Here is an 18,685-nt window from a genome sequence, read left to right as displayed (position 1 = left end):
AAACCTCAAGCGGCGTGCAAGTTGCGGTGAGGACCGGGACAGCGATGGGTCTCGACCGTTATGTGCACCAGCTCCTCATGGATCTGGGCGCGCTCTGCATAGTCGGTCGGCGCGAGTGGGCTCTCCGCGACAAGAGAAACGACAGCAGCGAATTTTCCCGGTCCAACCTGCCAGATGTGCAGATCGACGATCCGGGCGTCGCCATCCTCAATCGCCTCGCGCACCTCACCTTCAAGGCAAGTCGTAGATGTTGCATCGAGCAGGACCGCGCCGGTGTCGCACATCAGGCCCCAGGACCAGCGGCCGATTACGGCGGCACCGACCAGTCCCATCGCAGCATCCATCCACACCCAGCCGAGGTAGCGGCCGGCCAGCAGAGCGCCGATCGCAAGCACCGAGGTCAGCGCATCTGCCAGAACGTGGAAATAGGCGGAGCGCAGATTGTTGTCCGTGTGGCCATGACTGTGAGGATGCCCATGGCCGTGGTGCTGGTCATGGTCGTGGTGGTGATCAGCACCTAGCAGGAATGCGCTGGCAAGGTTCACCAGCAAGCCGAGCACGGCGATAACGGTTGCTTCGGTGTAAGCAATCTTCCCGGGCTCGAACAGCCGCTCTAACGACTGCACCGCGATACCCGCTGCGAACACCGCCAGCAGCAATGCGCTCGCAAAGCCAGCCAGATCCCCCACCTTGCCCGTGCCGAACGTATACCGCGAATTCTTGGCATGTCGGCGGGCAAAGCTGTAGGCAAACGCCGCTACTCCCAAGGCGCCCGCATGCGTCGCCATGTGGATCCCGTCGGCCAGCAGGGCCATCGAACCGGTCATCAAACCCGCGGCGATTTCCACGACCATCATGACGGCGGTCAGTAAAACCACCCATCGCGTCCTCGTTGCGTGCGTATCGTGAGCATCACCAAGGAACACATGATCATGCTGCAACGCTTCGATTTGGTGAGAATGCAATTTCGGTCCTTTAACGGGTTACACTGGGCACGCTCTGCCTACAGAACTCGGGCGAGTCGCAAGAGAAGAAAAACCAGAAGTGAAGACTGTCGGAAACCCCAGGCAGGCGATGCTAGGTCCAGTCCCGATTTTTGTCTTGTGCCCCCTCAAAACGTTCTGAGGCTAAGATACACCTTCCTTCCGTAAGGCAGGTGCGATATTGTCTGCAAGCGTGATACCGTCGAGAATAGAAGCTGTTTCGTTACGCACACGAAGCATTATGCTGCGCAGTCTGCAATTCGCCTCATCAAGACAGTTGTCGCAAGTTTCGTGTGCATAAAGGCTGGCGCAAGGGACTAGCGCCAAAGATCCACGCGTCAGTCTAATGATATCGCCATAGCGGATATCGATGGGCGGAATCGCGAGCCGATAACCACCGTCTCGACCCCGCTGTGACTCCACAATGCCTTCGCGACACAGCTCCGACAGGATGACAGTCAGGAACTTGGCGGGGATGTTTTGCTTTTCTGCAATCTCGGCAAGGGGTACGAGATCGTGGCCATACTGGTCTGCCAAGTGTTGGAGCGCGCGGATGGAATAACGGACTTTCTGCGAGAGCATGAATCTTGCCTATGCGCGCCCGCCGGGAATATCAACCAGTGCGATTGATAATGGCTGGGGCGGGACGTTTCGGACTTGGCGATATGGGGTGTCGTCACACGCTTGAGCAGGCCTCGAATGCGGCGGGGCCGGATCGGGAAGCCCCGCTTCCGGCCCGCCATAACTAAAACTCCGTCTTGATTGTCGCACCCCAAGTGCGCGGATCGCCCGGTTTTCCCGTGATGAGCCCGGTGTTACCACCCGGCACGTTGAGCTCGTCGAAGTACTTTACATCGAAGGCGTTGCGCACCCATCCGTAGATCTCGAAGCCGGCATCGGTCCGAAACCCGGCGCGGACGTTGGTGAGGGCATAGCCCTTCACCCAGGTATAAGCCGAGGGCGAGGGATTGGACGACCATCGCGAGCGGTAATTGCCGTCAACGCCCAGATAGACCGCCCCGTCCTGACCAAGCACCGCAGCAGGCCGATTGTATTCCGCCCCGTAGGAGAACGACCATTTCGACACGCCCGGCAGACGCTGGCCTGAAATGTCGCAGAAGGCGGGGCTGTTGGTACCTGGCGCACCCGGCGCACCAATCACGGCGCCGCTGCCGCCGCCAGACAATTCCGGCGGGCAAGGGGCATCTTCGAACTTGCGATAGGTGGCATCGGTATAAGCACCATTGAGATAAAGATTAAATCGCTGGCTCGGACGCAGCGAGAAATCAGCTTCTACCCCTTGGGTGCGAACCTTTTCGGCGTTGGCAAGATACCCCCGAACGGTGCCGAACTGGCCATTCGTGACTTGCGCCTGATAGTTCGCGATCTCGGTGCGAAATGCCGAAAGGTTGAGCGTTGCGCGACGATCGAGAAACTGGGCCTTCACCCCCACTTCGTAGTGATTGAGTGATTCTGGCTTGATCGTTTGCGCAGCAAGGGCCGGGACGCCGCTTGCGTCATTAGGCACCCCGTTCTGATTGATGCCGAACGACTTGAAGGTCTTGGCGTAAGTCGCATAAGCAAGAACGTCCTGCGCCAGTTTGTAGCTAGCCGTCACATCATAGCTGAAGTTCCAGTCGCTTCCTGACGGGCGATACGATTGAGGTGAGAAGATCGCCAGCTGGGCGGCCTTCATCGCGCCGGTTTGGCCAAGCAGAACCGGATTACCCTGCCCGTCGAAAACCTGACGGTCGTAAAGGCCCTTCTTCTTGTCGTAGTTGAGCCGGATACCAGGCTGGATCGTGAAGGCATCGGTCACCTTCCAACTGACCTGACCGTAGAGCGCCGCGCTCGTATTGCTGAGCGCCTGCGTGTTGTAGGCAGTCAAACCCGCCAGAACAGATGGATCGTTCGACAGCGGATTTGATGGATTGATGTTCCAGCGGCTCGAGGCCGGACCATGCTGTTCAAGACCTTGCGTGTCGATCCGCTGATGATAGCCAAATGCGCCGATCACGAAGTCCAGCGCATCGCCCGATTGCGAATAACGGAGCTCCTGAGTGTACTGGTCCTGCTGTGATGGGTTCTGCGAACGCGTGACAATGGGCAGGCCGGTGAAGTCGCGGTCGTTTTCTGGTTTCCAGTCCCAGAATCGCCACGCGGTGACGGACGTGAACGTGCCGGCCCCCACTTCCCACTTCACGCGCAGCGAAGCACCGCCCAGGGTGTTGCCGGCGTTCAGGTCAGCGTCGATGTCGGTAAGCCGGTCGAAGGGATTGGTGCTGACCACCGTATACCCCAGCGCGGAGGTCAGTGCCGCGTACTGGCGGTTGAGTGAACGTTGAGTCGATCCGGTCCGGACATAGACTGTACCGCAGCACTCTGTATCCTGCCTGCTGAAATCCCCGGCCAGTGTGACGTCGACAGTCTCCGTCGGACGCCAGAGCAACTGCCCCCGAAGGCCGAGGTTGTCCTGTTCATTAATTCGATTGCCGCTGGCCACGTTGAAGATCGTGCCCTGACGGCTAGTGGAGGAGAGCGCGAATCGAGCCGCGACGGTATCCGACAACGGACCTGAAACCGCTGCCTTGGCCTGCTTGAAACCGAGGTTGCCAATCGTCACTTCGGCGCGCCCCTTGAAATCGAACGTCGGCGCGCGGGTGGTGATGTTGATCGCGCCGGCAGTGGTGTTCTTGCCGTAAAGCGTGCCCTGCGGCCCGCGCAGCACTTCGATCTGCGCCACATCGAGGAAGTCAAAGGTCGAGGACGCGGCGCGCGAGTAATAGACGTCGTCGACATAGATCCCCACGCCCTGCTCGATCCCGTCGTTGGTGAGCCCGAATGGCGCCCCCAAACCACGGATGTTGGCCGCGCTGTTGCGCGGATTGGAAGAGTAAAACTGCAGCGTCGGCGTGAGTTGCTGCAAGCGGCCGACATTGAAACTGCCGGTGTTGTCAATGTGTTCGCCGCCGATCACAGAGATGGCCAGGGGCACGTCCTGCGAGGTTTCTTGCCGGCGGCGGGCAGTGACGAAGATTTCAGGAGAAGCATCGGAAGCGCCGGTGCCGACCGACGATGGCGGATCATCGACAGCGAGTTGGGCTTCGCTAGCCTGCGAAGGGTTCGCGAAAAGCGTCGCGGAAGCGACGCCCGCGAGCAGGAGGGTACGGGAGATCATCGGTTTTCCTTTGGTTCTAAATCACGATGCCTCCAGTGGTCCGGTCGGCTTGTGGAATCTTTGGTGGGACGAGAAAATGCGCGCGGATCAGTTCGGCTTGAGCCGTTTCTTTTCCGTCACGTCGATCTGGACGATGCGGCCTTCGTGCACGGTCAACGAAACGTTGCCGTACTTGAGGCCGGACAGAGCCTCGCGCACGCTGGCAAGGCTTTCTTCGAGCAGCCGCGCCGCTTCGGGATTAAGCGCGTGCTGGGAATTGCTGGTATTCATCGCAAGTCTCCAGTCTGGGAAAAGGTTTTCGAACGGCGCGGCCGGATCAGGACGGTCGTGCCTGGTGCGGGGGCGGTATGGCTGGCATCGAGGTCGAGTTCGACGACCTTATCGCCATCCTGCAATGTGCCTTCGACACGCCAGGACCCGCCTTTGCGGAACACGTTGTCGACGAGGAGCGAGTGGCCGCCATCCGCCACGATTTCGAGATCATGCGGGCGTACGTGCAGGCCTCCCGGCAACTGGTTCGTCTCGCCCACAAAATGCGAGACGAAGGGCGTGGCCGGTTCCATGTAGACTTCTTCTGGGGTGCCGACCTGGTCGATGCTCCCATGATCCATCACCACGACCCTGTCCGCGAGCTCCAGCGCTTCCTCCTGATCGTGGGTGACGAAGATCGAGGTCAGCCCCATTTGCCGATGCAAATCGCGCAACCAGCGCCGCAGATCTTTGCGGACCTTGGCATCGAGCGCGCCGAAAGGTTCGTCGAGCAGCAGCAGTTTCGGTTCGATTGCCAGCGCGCGAGCGAGAGCGACACGCTGGCGCTGCCCTCCCGAAAGCTGGCCAGGATAGCGGCTGCCCAATCCGTCGAGTTGCACCAGGCGGAGCAATTCCTCTGCCCGCGCCTTGATCTCCGCCTTCGACGGGCGATCCTTCGCCTTGCGGACAGTGAGGCCAAAGGCGACGTTCTGTGCTACCGTCATGTGCCGGAACAGCGCGTAGTGTTGAAATACGAACCCAACGTGTCGCTCGCCAACGCCGCGCCTGGAGACATCCTCGCCATTGAAGAGAACTTCGCCCAAATCCTGAAATTCGAGGCCCGCGATGATGCGCAGGAGGGTCGTCTTGCCCGAGCCCGAAGGGCCAAGCAGCGCGATGAACTCGCCGGGCTGGATCTCTAGATCGATGGCGTGCAGTGCCGGGAACTCGCCGAAGTTCTTGGTGATGTTCTGGACCTTGATCAATGTCCTGCTCCTTGGTGATGGAGATCGAAGCGCCATTCGAGCACGCTCTTGACGACGAGCGTCACCAGCGCGAGGGCAGCGAGCAGCGAGGCGACCGCGAAGGCTCCGACAAAATCGTACTCATTGTAGAGAATCTCGACATGCAGCGGCATGGTGTTGGTCTCTCCCCGGATGTGGCCGGAGACCACCGACACCGCGCCGAACTCGCCCATGGCGCGCGCATTGCAGAGCAACACGCCGTAAAGCAGACCCCAGCGGATGTTGGGGAGGGTAACGTGCCAGAAGGTTTGCCAACCGCTGGCGCCGAGCGAGATTGCCGCTTCTTCGTCGTCCTTCCCCTGTTCCATCATTAGCGGGATCAGCTCACGCGCGACGAACGGAAAGGTGATGAATAATGTCGCAAGCACGATGCCCGGGACTGCGAAGATGATCTTTAGGTCATGCTCCGCGAGCCACGGACCAAGGTAGCCGTGCGCGCCGAACAGCAGCACGAAGATCAGGCCCGACACCACCGGCGAAACGGAGAACGGCAGGTCAATCAAGGTGACCAGCAGGTTCCGGCCCGGAAACCGGAACTTGGTGATCGCCCAGCTCGCCGCCACGCCGAAGACGACGTTGAGTGGGACGCTGATCGCCGCGATGAGCAGGGTCAGCCGGATTGCTGCCCAGGCGTCCGGATGGGCAACCGCTTCGGCAAATTCGCCGATGCCCTGCCGCAGCGCCTCGGTAAACACCGCCACCAGCGGCAGCAGCAGGAAGAATGCCAAGAAGGTCAGCGCAACCGAGATAAGGGCGAAGCGGGCCTGGCGACTTTCCGCGGTGGATGCAGTGCGGCTCATGCTCCCAGCCTCCGGCGATGGACCGCCTGCCAGATGTTGAGGCCGAACAGGATCACGAAAGAGACGATCATCATCACCGTCGCAATCGCCGTGGCACCATCATATGAATATTGTTCGAGCTGGGTGACGATCAGAAGCGGTGCAATCTCCGTCTTGCCCGGCATGTTGCCGGATATGAAGATCACGGAACCGTACTCGCCCACCCCCCGCGCAAAGGCGAGCGCAAAGCCCGTCAGCAAGGCTGGAAAAATCGCCGGCAATATAACTCGGAAGAATGTCTGGCGACGGCTGGCGCCCAGAGTCGCGGCTGCCTCCTCAACGTCCTTGCCGAGATCCGCTAGGACCGGCTCGACTGAGCGCACTACGAAGGGTAGCCCGATGAAGACGAGCGCTACGGTGATACCCAGTGCGGTGAAGGCGACCTTGATGCCAAGTGGCTCCAGATACTGGCCGACCCAGCCGTTGGGCGCGTAAAGCGCCGTCAGCGCAATGCCCGCTACCGCCGTCGGCAGCGCGAACGGCAGGTCGACCAGTGCCGAGACTACGCGCTTGCCGGGAAACGTGTACCGCACCAGCACCCAAGCCACGATGAGGCCGAACACGGCGTTAACGAGACCCGCTGCCGCCGCGGTCCCGAAGCTGAGGCGATAGGCGGCGATCGCCCGGTCGGAGAAGCCCACAGCGACGAAATCGTGCCAGCCCATGCCAGCCGATTTAAGGAAGATCGTCGCCAGCGGAATGAGCACGATGAGGGTTAACCAGGCAAGGGTGAACCCGAAGGTCAGCCCAAAGCCCGGCACTACGGATGGCTGACGCCAGCCCGCCTTGCGGATCGCACGTGATGACATCTGCAGTGGCCTGCTCGATTACAAGTGGTAGAACTGTCGCTCAGTTTTTTGTTGCGATGCGGTCGAACACGCCGCCATCGTCAAAAAACTTCTTTTGCGCGTTGGTCCAGCCCTCGAAGTCGCCGTCGATCGTAACGAGGTCGATCTTGGGGAACTGGTCCTTGAACTGCGCGGCAACGTTCGGATCACGCGGACGGTAGTAATTTCGGGCAATCGCGGTCTGCGCCTCAGGCGTGTAAAGAAACTCGAGGTAGGCCTTTGCCACTTCCTCCGTCCCGTGTTTCTTCGCATTAGCGGTGATGACCGCAACCGAAGGTTCGGCGAGGATCGAGATGGACGGTACGACGATCTCGAACTTGCCGGTGCCAAGCTCCTTCTCGGCCAGGAACGCCTCGTTCTCCCATGCCAGCAACACATCACCGATGCCGCGCTCGACGAACGTCGTGGTCGATCCACGCGCGCCGCTGTCAAGTACCGGCACTTGCGCGAAGAGTCGGCGGACATAGGCTTCGGCCGCGATCTCGCTTCCACCGGCCTTGCGGCCGTAGGCCCAGGCGGCAAGGAAGTTCCAGCGCGCGCCGCCGCTGGTCTTGGGATTGGGCGTGATCACCTCCACGCCCGGCTTCACCAAGTCGCCCCAGTCGCGGATGCCTTTTGGATTGCCCTTGCGCACCAGGAAAACGATGGTCGAGGTATAGGGCGCGCTATTGTTCGGCAGCGCTTTTTGCCAATTACCGGGCAGCAGGTTGCCTCGCGTGGCGATGGCGTCGATGTCGTAGGCCAGCGCCAGCGTGGCGACGTCGGCTTCCAGCCCGTCGATGATCGCGCGGCTCTGCTTCCCTGATCCGCCATGGCTCATGCGGAAGCTGACGTCCTGCCCGGTTTTCGCCTTCCACTGCGCTGCGAAAGCCGGGTTGATCGCCTGGTATAACTCACGAGTGGGATCATAGGAAACATTGGTGATCTCCACGGCATTGTCTCCGTGATCGCCGCCGCCGGAACACCCCGCCGCTGTCGCCAAAGTGGCAACGGCGGCGATAGTAAGGAACAGGCGGCGCCCTGCGGCAGCGATAGTCGTCATGGTTGTCTCCCTCGTGGTGTCCAACACTTAAACTCAACCAAATACATAGACATCAAAGCAGTTCTTGGTTTCGAGATAGTCTCGCTATCACCTCGACGGAGCTGTCTACGATCGCGCCTCTGACCCGTGCCCCCTATGCCCCTGATGGGTCGCGACTGACGCGGTAGAAGGCCTGGGTTCGCGAGTAGGCGCGACCTCATGGACGAGATGATCGAGCAGGTACTTCCCGTAGGGCCAGTCGGCGATGCCAGACTCGGCGTTGATATGTCCGATCGGCCCCGCATCTACGAGGCGGCTACCCCACTTGCGGGCGAAGCGCTTAGCCAATCCGAAACTGGCATAAGGATCGTTCCTGCTTGCGGCCAAGATGCTACGAAACGGCAATCGTCTCTCGACGAGGGGAGCAAAGCGCTTCAAGCGTTCGTCCACATGCGCCGATTCAACGTCGGGTGGTGCGACTAGCAGCGCGCCCACAACTGGATTGCCATAAGCGGGGCGTTCGTATTCGGCCCACCACGCCAAGGCATGGCAAGCCAAACTGTGCGCAACGAGGATAACGGGACCCGCCGCCTTGTGGATGGCAAGGTTAATCTGGTTCACCCAAGTATTGCGATGGGGGTTGTCCCACATCCCCAATTGCACTCGGCGACAGTAGGACAGCTCCTGTTCCCAAAGGGTTTGCCAGTGGTGCGGACCGCTGTCGTTGAGGCCCGGCACTATCAGGACCAGCGGTTGCTGGTCGTCCCATCGGTGATCATTCTTGGCCATTAAATCTTCTCCATCGAAGCAAACTGGCCGGTCGACTCGGAATACGTCCCGACGATCAAGTCATAACTCAAGTCATATTGTAGACAATGTCTCTGCGACACAGCGCGCGAGAATGTCGATGAATTGAGTAGAGTTTCAGAGCTAGGTGAAAAATTTGACGCCGAGCTCGGTCTGTCAGGTTTGCCCTCGGCGGCTCCGGTAATCGCGCACAGGGACCATAGCGAGGCACGCCACTCCAATCAGGAAGGAGATCATCGTGATGGGCGGCATCATGCCCGGCCACCGGCCAGGCTCGAGCCACGTTGTCCAACCGGGCAATGCGGCGTGGAAGCCGCTCGCAATGGCGATGACGCCCGTCACGTACTGCTGCGTTCGCGTCGACCATCTGGATGCGTCCCGGCCGGCGCGGACAAAGGTCGTGGTGCAAATCGCGCCAAGCAAGAGGGCAAACCCTGCTGACATGACCAGCTTGCCGCCGCTGAAAAAGGCTGGAAAATAAGCTGGATCAAGCAAGGACAGGGACAATATAGCATGGACGGTGATTGCCCAGCCCGCCAGCCGGAAATACGGGCCGCTTGTGGTCGGACCACGCCCCAAGAGTGACAGCAACGCGCTAGCAATAAGGAGCATTCCCAGTAGTGCCGCCGCCTTGTTGACGGTGTACATTGGCCAGTCAGACCACGGCACCCCCTTGATCAGATTGTAGCGGACGGACGCATAAGTCAGCGAACCCATCGAAAGGTAAATCGCCACTTTATGTACGCGCGCCGCGTGGAAATCATATTCTGATTTTCCATGTTCAGGGAGAAAAACATCGGCGCGGAAATGGTCGTTCATGAGGAGTTCCAATTTGACGAAGTTCTTGATCTCCCTCCCAGATGAGAGGGAGATCAGGACAGTCAGTTCGCCTGAGCGGAAGCCGGGATCCCGCCGAGCGCTTTCACCCGATCCGGCGAGACAAGAACTGGTTCGGGTCGCGCCTCGGAAGCCGACACCGAGTGAGCGAAACTTAGTTCGCCTGTATATCCATCACGAAACTCCAGCACGATCTGGGGTTCGGGATAGGCTATCCACCTGTCTTTTCCGCCCTCACTTGGGATATTGTACGCGTTGTTGACCCTGATCACCGTGTAGATCGGCCACCCCTTGCCACTCGGGCGCCCTCCATCGCCACCGCTGTCGTTGCGATACTGGTTGCTGGACCACAGGATGTTCACCAGTCGGTCGCCAGATTTATACCAGCCGCTTGGCGGCGAACCGCCGGCATCGCCGAGGCGGTGGTTGCTGCTGGTATGCGGACCGGTGGCGATGTCATAGACGCCCGGTGCCACACGCGCGACGAATGATTTGTGGAGGTCGCCCGTCAGGAAGAGTACCGGCTTACCCAGAGATTCCGCGACCTTCAGCAGTTCGGCGCGCTCATGAAGATGGGCCGTCCAGCCATCGTCCTTGCCCGCACCACCGCTGCCCTGCCCATACCAGGCGCCATTGTCGTGCGGCACAGCAAGATTGACGGTTGAGGTGATAAAGATGAAGTCGGCCTTGCTCTTTCGAAGTTCATCAAACAACCACTGCTTCTGCGTGTGCCCAAGCATGCTGGTGTTCGGATCGGCAAGGTTGTCCTTGTCATGCAAGGTACGATTGGTGCGCGTGTCGAGCAGGAAAAAGTCCGAGTTCGATACGCTGAACTTCGTGTAGTAGTTCGTGCCGATGCTATAACGAACTTTTTCAGATACGGTCAGTGCCGGTTCCACCTGGATCTGATTCTTGCCAAGCACCTTAACGATCCGGTAAACGCCGGTATTCCCATAGCCCCAAAGCACATGCAGGTTTGACGTCTTGGCAAGATCGAGCTTCGTGAAATCGGCCGCCGGATCGCTCAATACATTGCTGCCAGCTGTCGTCCGGGTTTCGCCGAAGACCTGCGCCTGCGATTTGCCGATGTCAGGGTTGCTCCACCCGATGTAGTCATACCACCCGGCAAGGGCTGGATCGCGGAACACCGCCCGCTCGACATTGGCGTCGTGATCGTCGCTTTGCAGTTTCTGCTGCCACGGCTTGCCTCGCGCATCGACCCGGAAGCCGGTCTCGCCCGATCCCGTAACGTCGTTCAAAATTTCGTGGTCGTCGGCGGTGACGAACTGGGGCACCTCACGGTAGAAATTGGCCAGGGACGGTGAATTATCAAGGTAGATCTTGTAATTCTCCCAGACCCCAGTGATTCCCTTGGCAAGGCTCGTTACATTCGGCGGCGCTGTCACACCGTTCGCAGCGGCCCATTGGTCCTGCGTGGTTTGCCGTCCGACTTCGTAAATCCAGTCGCCGTTCTGAATCTGAAAGTGGATGCGGTCCTTCAACTGGTCCAGCATGGTCGCGTAGGTGGGCGGGATGCTGCCCTGCGCGGTCTGGTTGTTGCCGGTGCCGACTTCAAAAGCGAAATTGAACAGCCCCTTTGGGTTGAGCTCCGGGTCTACGTAGGCAGCGCTGTCAGGCAGGGTCAGGAAGCTGTTCACCTTGCCATTGACCCGGGTGTCGGCCACCTTCCCATCAAGCGAAAGCGCGTAGAAGTATTTGGTGCCGGGCTTCAGACCCTTCAGCTCGATCCAGCCAGTGGAATCATCGCTCCAGCTGGTCTTCACCGGCGCCGATATTGTGCCTTCGGAAAGGTCGGGCTGGGTGGAATAGATGACACTGAAGGCACCGGGCTGGCGGGTGCGAGCCCATATCCGGATCGAAGTCGCGCTGACGTTGCCAAGCTGCGGGCCGTGGGTAATGCCGTCCAGCCTTTCCAGCGCGGGGGCAGTGGATGTCTGCTGCCCATCGGGCGCGCCGATCGCCAGTTCAGAGATCAGCAGCAGCGATGAGATGGAAAAGACGAGCCCGATGCGCGATGCGCGATTTTTAAGCGTTGTATTATACTTCATGGGAACACCTGTAGGTTAAGGGATAAGCAGGTCAGAACTTCACGCGCAGCGTGGCACCGGCCGTGCGTGGATCGCCGAGGTTGCCGGTGATGAGGCCAGTGTTGGCCGCGCTCAGTGAGGTGAAGTACTGCTTGTCGAAGAGGTTCGTGACCCACGCGGACAGATCGAATCGGCTATCGTCGAGCCGCACCCCCAATCGGGCGTTGGCGAGGCCATAACCGGCGATCCGAGTATAAATGGAATTGCTGCCGCTGGTGTCGTTGGAAGACCGGCGATTGTAATCGAGGCGCGCATAGACCTCGTCGTCAGGGGTCGCCAACTGCACAGGCCGCGCCGCGTCGATTGCAAGGTGGAAGATCAACTTCGGAGCGTTTGCGAGCTGTACGCCGCTAAGATCCTGCACCTGGCTGACGTTCCGGTTCTCCGGTGCCACTTGGGCGTTGGTGTAGTCTATATAGACCGCATCATTGTAGGCGACTGACCCTGTGAAGCGCAGCCACGGACTGGGTGCTACGGCCAAATCCGCTTCGACGCCGCGCGATCGCACGCCTGGAATGTTCGAGATGTAGCGCCGGAAGGACGTGGTGCCCCCGATGTTCTCGCTTATGGCAGCCTGATAATTCTTGACCTTAGTCCAGTAAGCGGCAGCATTTAAAGTTACGCGGCGGTCCCAGAACTGGCTCTTCAGTCCGATCTCGTAGGCGTCGATCGTCTCTGGGTCGACAACCGGAGAAATTCCCGCCGGCAATGTGCCAAGGCTGAGCCCACCCGATTTACTGCCCCGCGCGTAACTGGCGTATGCAAGAACGTCAGGCGCCAGCCTATAGGCCAGGTTAATTTGCCCGGTCAGCGCATCGTCTTTCAGTCCGGTGGTGTAGCGGACTTCGGGATAGAGCGCATCCCGCAGGCCTTGCGCCGCAGTCCGGTCGGCAGGGCTGAGCAGCGAGAGGTCGTTGCCCGCCACCGTGCGTTGATCGAATAGCCCGGTCTTGTCTTCATGCGTGAACCGCAGGCCGGCGGTCACGCTCAGCGCGTCGGTCGCCCGCCAGGTGAGCTGGCCGAAGGCGGCGTAACTCTTGGTCCGCGGCTCGATGACCGAGTCCGACTGAAAGCCCGTATAAGCGTAGTTGGCTAGCACCCTGTTGGCGTTGGGGTTGTTCCAGATCGCATAATCCGGACCCAAACCATATTGGCCAAGACCGTGGATGACCTGCCAATAATAATAAAGACCAACCACGTAGTCGATCCGCTGCTCCCCTTCGGAAGCGAGGCGAAGTTCTTGACTGAACTGTCGCTGTCGGTTGGTAGTGCCGCCGCGGACGTTCACGGTAAGCGAGGTGTTGTCCTGATCATTGAGCGGGTACCAGTCCCACCAGCGATAGGCCGTAATCGACGTCAGCCGCGCGGCGCCAAGGTCCCAATCCAATTTGCCTGAGACACCATATCCTTCCATGTCCGCCTGGATGTCCGCGTTTGCGTCTACCTCTCGCGCCCATGGATCCGAGATGTCATAGGGAGGAACATAACCGGCCCGAGCGGCCCGATCGAGAAAGTTGTTTGCCAGCCGAGCGCCGTTGGCGAACTCCGTAAACACGCCGACGACGCTGGCGACCCGCGAGTAGGCGGATTGGCGCGAGTAATCGCCGATCAGACGCACATCGATGTCGGGCGACGGCGTTAACAGAATCTGGCCGCGCACGGAGAAGTTATCATAATCGTTGATCTTGCGATTATTAAACAGGTTAGTGAGGGACCCGTCCCGGTGCGTGTCGGATACAGTCAGTCGATAGGCTGCGAGCCCTTCCAACAGCGGACCGGTCAACGACCCGCGAATCTGGTGATAGCCTTGCTCACCAACCGTTGCCTCACCGTTGAAACCGGTCGTGAACTGGGGCGCTCGCGTCGCTATGCTGATAGCGCCCGCGGTCGTATTTTTGCCGAACAAAGTGCCTTGCGGCCCGCGCAGAACCTCGACGCGTTCGAGATCGATGAGGTCAAATTGCGAGGCGCCGATGCGTCCGTAATAGACATCATCGACGTAGAAGCCCACGCCGATCTCGAGTCCGTCGTTCTGATCCGAGTTGGAGCCCAGGCCGCGAATATTGGCAAATGTATTGCGCGCATTGTTGTTGCGAATAACGAGCGTCGGCGTGAGTTCGGAGATCTGCAGCAAGTTGACCGCACCGGTCCGCTCCAGCGTTTCCCCAGAAACAGCAGTTAGCGCGATCGGAACGTCCTGAGCCCTCTCTGCCCGTCGCCGGGCCGTGACGAAGATTTCGCCGTCGTTCGTGCCGACGTCGATTGGCGCAGCGCTCGCAGTCGAAGCGGCGGCGATGGGCAGGACGGGCGTGTCTTGGGAGGTATCCGCGGGGACCTTCGGAGCGGCGTTCTCGGCATGGGCGGTTGTACCACCTAGAAGCGCGAGCGCGCTGGCGCCGCCATAAAGAGCAAGCGAAAATCGAAAGCGACGAGAAAACATTGGGAGTCCTGACAAATAGGCACAGCGCTCCGCCCCCCACTTTGAGTGGACGGATCAAGACGCAGCGATCGGCTTGCGTCGGGCGCACGAAGAAATTTGGAAGCAGGCCGCCGTGACCGGTGGCGGCGGGGCCGCGCATGACATGGATGCGCGGCAGGGCCGAAGTTGGATCGACCGGCGGCCTGCGACGTAAGAAGTCTAAATGCTGATAATCATGCGCATCGTATCACCTCATCATATTGTGAGGGGAACACGACGCCGGGCGTGGTCGCCTGAGCATCGTGCGCTTTAGCGGTTGGTCACGCGGAGCAAGCTGCATCCCAGTCAAAAGCCGCGGGCCGAGCTCCTTGTGTTGCACGCCCACCCGGCCATGGGTGCGTGCGGAGTAATGTCTACTTATTAGATTGACAGATGCGCCGTCAAGCGAAGTTTTTGCTGTTTCAACTAAAGGCACGCTTTTTGCTAACGGGTGATCCGCTGGCCTCCCGCCTGGAAAGGCCACTGGCTCTAGCTGGGCCGGACACAGCGCTGACGAGGCCAATTCGGTTTAGTTGTCCTTGTGTAAGACAATGTCGACCGCAACCCATCAAAGAACACGTTGATTAGATCAGTCCCGGGATTTGGCTAACTCATCACAAAATTGAGCATGTCCTAATCCTCCCTGAACTTTCCGCACGACACCTTCAAATTCAGCATTCAATTCTGAAATCTGATTTGCTAGCAATATACAGCGGGCCCTCGCGGACGCCCGCTCAGGTGTTGCCTGCACCCAAGCTCCGCTCCGTAACGCCGCGCTTTGCGGCTTGGAGCTCGCATGCCTGAGATTGAAGATACCGCCGTTCCCCGTTTGTCGCTGCTTGCGCTTTTCGCCAAGTTCCTTCGCTTCGGCATGTTAGCTTTCGGAGGACCGGTAGCGCAAATCGCGATGATCCGTCAGTCGCTGGTGGCCGAAGAGAATTGGATTCCTCCAGCCCGCTTCAATCGGCTGCTGGCAGTGATGCAGATACTGCCGGGTCCGGAAGCGCACGAGTTGTGCGTACACATGGGCATGATGGCTCGCGGTCGCATCGGCGGCTTGCTGGCGGGCCTGGGCTTTATGCTCCCCGGCTTTTTGCTGATGCTTGCATGCGGCTGGGCCTACGCCGAATATATCCAGGGACAAGAAGCACTCTCCGGCATCCTGCTTGGCGTGCAGGTGGCGGTGCTGGCGGTCATTGCAAGATCGGTACAACGGATCGGACAGCACATCCTCAACGATCTCGCGCTCTGGGGTTTTGCGGCCGTCGCAGCTGTTGCCACTCTCGTCGGGGTGCCTTTCTGGGTGCCTCTTGTCGCTTGCGCCTTGGCCTATTCGCGTCCGACTAGGCCCGGCGTGGCAATTGCCTTGGCAGCGGTGATTGTGGTCCTTGCCTGGCTGCTGGTGCCTGCCAGCGACGTTTCCACGGTAATGAACGTTGCTGGACCACGTCAGCCGGTAGATACCTTAGCGCTGTTTCTGGCAGGTCTGAAAGGCGGGATGCTGACGTTTGGAGGTGCCTACACCGCCATACCGTACGTCCGCGCCGATACGGTCGGGCGTGGTTGGCTTGGCGACGGCGCGTTCCTCGACGGCGTTGCGCTCGCCAACGTCCTGCCCGCACCTCTCGTTATCTTTGCCACCTTCGCAGGATACCTGGCGGGTGGTTTCTACGGCGCTTTGGCGACCACCGCAGGCATGTTCCTGCCCGCCTTTGCCTTCAGCCTAGTGTTCTACGAGAGGCTGGAAAGCATCGTTGATCATCCACGCTTGCACCGCCTGCTTGATGGCGTGGCTGCGGCGGCCGTGGGAATCATTGCCGCCACACTGATCTCGCTGGCGATCAGCGCAGTCGCGAGGCTGGAGTCGCCTCTGCTTGCGGCGCCTATTTTCCTCGTTGCGCTATTCGGCGCGTGGATGCTGAAAGGGAAATGGGTTACGCCCGCAATCGTTGCAGCCGGTGCAGTGGCGGGTGGCTTGTTGCTAACCTGAGCACCGAACGGCCCGGCGTAGATGAAGTTCGACCGGGTTTGGGCGCGGTTATACCTCAGACGCAGACGCAGACGCATCAGGACGGCGCGCAAACTCTTGTGCGAGGCGCAACTGGCTTACCTTCCTCGCCCTGCCTGATCACGAACGGCTCCGCGGTTCCCCAGGAGCAGATGTCGCAAGCAAAGAGATCTCCCTGCGACTCTCTAGGTGCCGCCGTTTACATGTCTGCTAATGCAATGCCGACATAGGGGACGATCATTGAAACAGCTTGGCCATGGCAGTTCTCGACCAACGCCGGTCGTTCAGTTCAGCCACCTCGAACGTCTGCTCCTGACAGAAGCTACCGCTAATGACCTCTCCGCGACGCGACCTCATTTGCCGCGTCGAATGGTTATCGACGAGACAAGTGAATTTCAGTCTTATACTCGGCGGCGATGATGGGAATTGATGAACATATTCGCATGGTGCTGACACGGCACACCGTTGACACGGGCCTCTATTCGCCTGTGCGCGGCGTCCAAGCCACGATCGACCCGGTACTCCGCCGCTGGGGCACCCAGTATATCGTGGATATTCGCCCGAGCGGTTCCTTTGCCAAAGGCACGGCGGTGCACGGCGGCACTGACATCGACATTTTCATTTCCTTGACGTCGACGCTCAGCGACACGCTCCAGTCGATCTACGACACACTGTTCAATGCCTTGTCGCAAGCGGGCTATGCGGTGCGGCGTCAAAATGTCTCGATCGGCATCGCAGTTGGCGGTTGGAAGGTCGACGTGACCCCGGGGCGCCGGCAGGATCAGTACGGAAACTATCATAGCCTGTGGAGCAACAAGACCGGCAGTTGGCTCCAGACGAACATCAACGAACATATTCGCGTCGTCTCCGGGTCGGGCCGGATCAACGAGATCCGCTTGATGAAGATCTGGCGCAATCGCTTCGGGCTGGACTGGCCGTCATTCTACCTCGAACTCTTCGTGATCGACGCCTTGAAGGGCGCTCGGGTCGGCGCGGTGCAGGAGAACGTCGTCACCGCCTTTCGCGCCATCGATCAGTCAATCGCGACACGCAGGCTCATCGATCCCTCGAATACCAACAATACCGTATCGGCGGCCTTAACGGCCGTCGCGAAAGCCGCCCTCGCAGTGGCCGCGCGTTCGGCGCTGAACAGCTCCTGGGAGACCGTGTTCCAATGACGTCCGACTGGTCTCTCGCCGTCCTCTTCGCCGATTTCCACGACAAGATCGAACGCGAACTCGCGACCGCCCGAAAACTCGGGCACCCAACGGATAAGGGAGATGCGAGCGAGCAGGTCTGGAACGACGTGCTCAACCACTATCTGCCGCGCCGCTACGAAAGCCGGAAAGGTTTTGTCGTCGACAGCAAAGGCGACTTCAGCCAGCAGATCGACGTCATCATTCACGACCGCCAATATTCGCCGTTCGTGTTCAGCTTCAAAGGCACCGATGTCGTCCCGGCGGAGAGCGTCTATGCTGTGTTCGAAGCCAAGCAGGAACTGACGGCCGATCATATCCGCTACGCGCGTGACAAAGCGGCGTCCGTGCGCCGCCTACATCGCACCAGCCTCTCCGCCGAGACGATCGAAGGGCCTTCGCGACCCAAGCCGCTCCACCATATCCTGGCAGGCATACTTACGCTCGGCGCAGGGTGGACACCGCCGCTAGGCGACACGCTGATTGGTCATCTCCGGCAGGATATGGCGGAAGGGGTGATCGATCTTGGCTGTGTCGCCAATGCCGGCTGGTTTATGCGCCGGGATAACGATTTCGAGGTGACCTCGATCGACAAGGCTGCAACGCGCTTCTTACTAGAGCTGATCGCGCAGCTCCAGGCGATCGGGACCGCGCCTATGCTCGATGTGCGCGCCTATGCAGGCATGATCTGAACTCGGCTTGCTTTGGCGATATCTCGACCGCAACAGCGATCGTCGTCACGCTCGCTCCGCGCCCTAGGTCTTGATCTGATCGATCTGCCAATCGCGATGATCGGCCGCCTGATAGACCCAGCGCTCCAGAATTTCGCGCAGCTCGGCCGTCTGGTCGCGCAGCACCTCAACGTTGATGAGCTTGTGCTCGGCCAGATGTCGGTTGCCCTTGATGTCCTCGGGATAGCGGAACACTTGGCCGGTCGGATCGAAGGCGTCGAAATAGCCGATCAGCTCCCGGTCGATCGCCGCGTGCAGGTCGACGACCTCTTTCCATAGATCAATCATCTTGTGGTTCTTCTCAAAGCTCCGGCCGGTTCGAGGATCGTGTTGAGCGCGAAGACCAGATGCTTGTGATAAAGTTCGATGCCATGGCGTTACCTACTGTCGACCAGAC

The 18,685-nt window shown here is 59.8% G+C and carries 16 protein-coding genes; 3 read left to right on the top strand and 13 right to left on the bottom strand.

The window, feature by feature from the left end; genetic code table 11:
- Positions 1 to 5: 5 nt before the first annotated feature.
- The 12 genes from dmeF to J2X37_RS10050 form a co-directional block, all read right to left on the bottom strand.
- Entirely contained in the window at positions 6 to 965 is a 960-nt protein-coding gene (gene dmeF / locus J2X37_RS10105) for a CDF family Co(II)/Ni(II) efflux transporter DmeF (RefSeq protein WP_310020717.1), read from the bottom strand.
- A 162-nt stretch (positions 966 to 1,127) separates the two neighbouring features.
- Entirely contained in the window at positions 1,128 to 1,565 is a 438-nt protein-coding gene (locus tag J2X37_RS10100; RefSeq protein WP_310020715.1) for an Rrf2 family transcriptional regulator, read from the bottom strand.
- A gap of 163 nt (positions 1,566 to 1,728) precedes the next feature.
- Positions 1,729 to 4,161, bottom strand: a complete 2,433-nt coding sequence (locus J2X37_RS10095) for a TonB-dependent receptor (protein ID WP_310020713.1) — start codon at positions 4,159 to 4,161, stop codon at positions 1,729 to 1,731.
- 87 nt (positions 4,162 to 4,248) lie between these two features.
- Entirely contained in the window at positions 4,249 to 4,431 is a 183-nt protein-coding gene (locus tag J2X37_RS10090; RefSeq protein ID WP_310020711.1) for a YezD family protein, read from the bottom strand.
- Positions 4,428 to 5,396, bottom strand: coding sequence for a sulfate ABC transporter ATP-binding protein (locus J2X37_RS10085; RefSeq protein WP_310020709.1), 969 nt, complete (start codon positions 5,394 to 5,396; stop codon positions 4,428 to 4,430). The genes J2X37_RS10090 and J2X37_RS10085 overlap by 4 nt, the downstream gene beginning before the upstream one ends.
- Positions 5,393 to 6,235, bottom strand: a complete 843-nt coding sequence (cysW, locus tag J2X37_RS10080; protein ID WP_310020707.1) for a sulfate ABC transporter permease subunit CysW — start codon at positions 6,233 to 6,235, stop codon at positions 5,393 to 5,395. The genes J2X37_RS10085 and cysW overlap by 4 nt, the downstream gene beginning before the upstream one ends.
- Positions 6,232 to 7,083: a sulfate ABC transporter permease subunit CysT gene (gene cysT / locus J2X37_RS10075; protein ID WP_310020704.1), complete on the bottom strand. Its 852-nt coding sequence runs from the start codon at positions 7,081 to 7,083 to the stop codon at positions 6,232 to 6,234. Before cysT ends, cysW begins: the two co-directional genes overlap by 4 nt.
- Positions 7,084 to 7,123: 40 nt before the next feature.
- Positions 7,124 to 8,188 carry a sulfate ABC transporter substrate-binding protein gene (locus tag J2X37_RS10070; RefSeq protein ID WP_310020701.1) on the bottom strand — a complete coding sequence of 355 codons (1,065 nt, stop codon included), beginning with the start codon at positions 8,186 to 8,188 and terminating at the stop codon, positions 7,124 to 7,126.
- An 81-nt stretch (positions 8,189 to 8,269) separates the two neighbouring features.
- Positions 8,270 to 8,932, bottom strand: a complete 663-nt coding sequence (locus tag J2X37_RS10065; RefSeq protein ID WP_310020699.1) for an alpha/beta hydrolase — start codon at positions 8,930 to 8,932, stop codon at positions 8,270 to 8,272.
- A 174-nt stretch (positions 8,933 to 9,106) separates the two neighbouring features.
- Positions 9,107 to 9,769 carry a hypothetical protein gene (locus J2X37_RS10060; RefSeq protein WP_310020697.1) on the bottom strand — a complete coding sequence of 221 codons (663 nt, stop codon included), beginning with the start codon at positions 9,767 to 9,769 and terminating at the stop codon, positions 9,107 to 9,109.
- Positions 9,770 to 9,831: 62 nt separating this feature from the next.
- Positions 9,832 to 11,856 (bottom strand): metallophosphoesterase family protein, encoded by a 2,025-nt coding sequence (locus J2X37_RS10055; protein ID WP_310020695.1) that lies wholly within the window; start codon positions 11,854 to 11,856, stop codon positions 9,832 to 9,834.
- Between the two features lie 31 nt (positions 11,857 to 11,887).
- Positions 11,888 to 14,335, bottom strand: a complete 2,448-nt coding sequence (locus J2X37_RS10050; RefSeq protein ID WP_310020693.1) for a TonB-dependent receptor — start codon at positions 14,333 to 14,335, stop codon at positions 11,888 to 11,890.
- Positions 14,336 to 15,149: 814 nt separating this feature from the next.
- Here J2X37_RS10050 and chrA point away from each other — a divergent pair.
- The 3 genes from chrA (at position 15,150) to J2X37_RS10035 (ending at position 18,249) form a co-directional block, all read left to right on the top strand.
- Complete coding sequence (chrA, locus tag J2X37_RS10045; protein ID WP_310020691.1) at positions 15,150 to 16,343, top strand: chromate efflux transporter; 1,194 nt, start codon at positions 15,150 to 15,152, stop codon at positions 16,341 to 16,343.
- A 434-nt stretch (positions 16,344 to 16,777) separates the two neighbouring features.
- Positions 16,778 to 17,539 carry a hypothetical protein gene (locus tag J2X37_RS10040; protein WP_310020688.1) on the top strand — a complete coding sequence of 254 codons (762 nt, stop codon included), beginning with the start codon at positions 16,778 to 16,780 and terminating at the stop codon, positions 17,537 to 17,539.
- Complete coding sequence (locus J2X37_RS10035; protein WP_310020685.1) at positions 17,536 to 18,249, top strand: DUF6602 domain-containing protein; 714 nt, start codon at positions 17,536 to 17,538, stop codon at positions 18,247 to 18,249. The genes J2X37_RS10040 and J2X37_RS10035 overlap by 4 nt, the downstream gene beginning before the upstream one ends.
- A gap of 63 nt (positions 18,250 to 18,312) precedes the next feature.
- Here the strand turns inward: J2X37_RS10035 and J2X37_RS10030 are convergent, their stop codons facing one another.
- Positions 18,313 to 18,576 (bottom strand): hypothetical protein, encoded by a 264-nt coding sequence (locus J2X37_RS10030; protein WP_310020682.1) that lies wholly within the window; start codon positions 18,574 to 18,576, stop codon positions 18,313 to 18,315.
- Between the last annotated feature and the right edge of the window lie 109 nt (positions 18,577 to 18,685).

The sequence above is a fragment of the Croceicoccus sp. BE223 genome (genome assembly GCF_031457155.1).
Lineage (GTDB): Bacteria > Pseudomonadota > Alphaproteobacteria > Sphingomonadales > Sphingomonadaceae > Croceicoccus.
The sequence above is the reverse complement of the archived record's forward strand: the minus strand, read 5'-3'. Positions and strand labels throughout refer to the sequence as shown.

Bases quoted from the DNA above. Each gene is read 5' to 3' on its own strand.
- J2X37_RS10100 (WP_310020715.1), bottom strand. From the start codon at position 1,565: ATGCTCTCGCAGAAAGTCCGTTATTCCATCCGCGCGCTCCAACACTTG.
- J2X37_RS10095 (WP_310020713.1), bottom strand. From the start codon at position 4,161: ATGATCTCCCGTACCCTCCTGCTCGCGGGCGTCGCTTCCGCGACGCTT.
- J2X37_RS10090 (WP_310020711.1), bottom strand. From the start codon at position 4,431: ATGAATACCAGCAATTCCCAGCACGCGCTTAATCCCGAAGCGGCGCGG.
- cysW (WP_310020707.1), bottom strand. From the start codon at position 6,235: ATGAGCCGCACTGCATCCACCGCGGAAAGTCGCCAGGCCCGCTTCGCC.
- cysT (WP_310020704.1), bottom strand. From the start codon at position 7,083: ATGTCATCACGTGCGATCCGCAAGGCGGGCTGGCGTCAGCCATCCGTA.
- J2X37_RS10065 (WP_310020699.1), bottom strand. From the start codon at position 8,932: ATGGCCAAGAATGATCACCGATGGGACGACCAGCAACCGCTGGTCCTG.
- J2X37_RS10060 (WP_310020697.1), bottom strand. From the start codon at position 9,769: ATGAACGACCATTTCCGCGCCGATGTTTTTCTCCCTGAACATGGAAAA.
- J2X37_RS10055 (WP_310020695.1), bottom strand. From the start codon at position 11,856: ATGAAGTATAATACAACGCTTAAAAATCGCGCATCGCGCATCGGGCTC.
- J2X37_RS10050 (WP_310020693.1), bottom strand. From the start codon at position 14,335: ATGTTTTCTCGTCGCTTTCGATTTTCGCTTGCTCTTTATGGCGGCGCC.
- chrA (WP_310020691.1), top strand. From the start codon at position 15,150: ATGCCTGAGATTGAAGATACCGCCGTTCCCCGTTTGTCGCTGCTTGCG.
- J2X37_RS10040 (WP_310020688.1), top strand. From the start codon at position 16,778: ATGATGGGAATTGATGAACATATTCGCATGGTGCTGACACGGCACACC.
- J2X37_RS10035 (WP_310020685.1), top strand. From the start codon at position 17,536: ATGACGTCCGACTGGTCTCTCGCCGTCCTCTTCGCCGATTTCCACGAC.
- J2X37_RS10030 (WP_310020682.1), bottom strand. From the start codon at position 18,576: ATGATTGATCTATGGAAAGAGGTCGTCGACCTGCACGCGGCGATCGAC.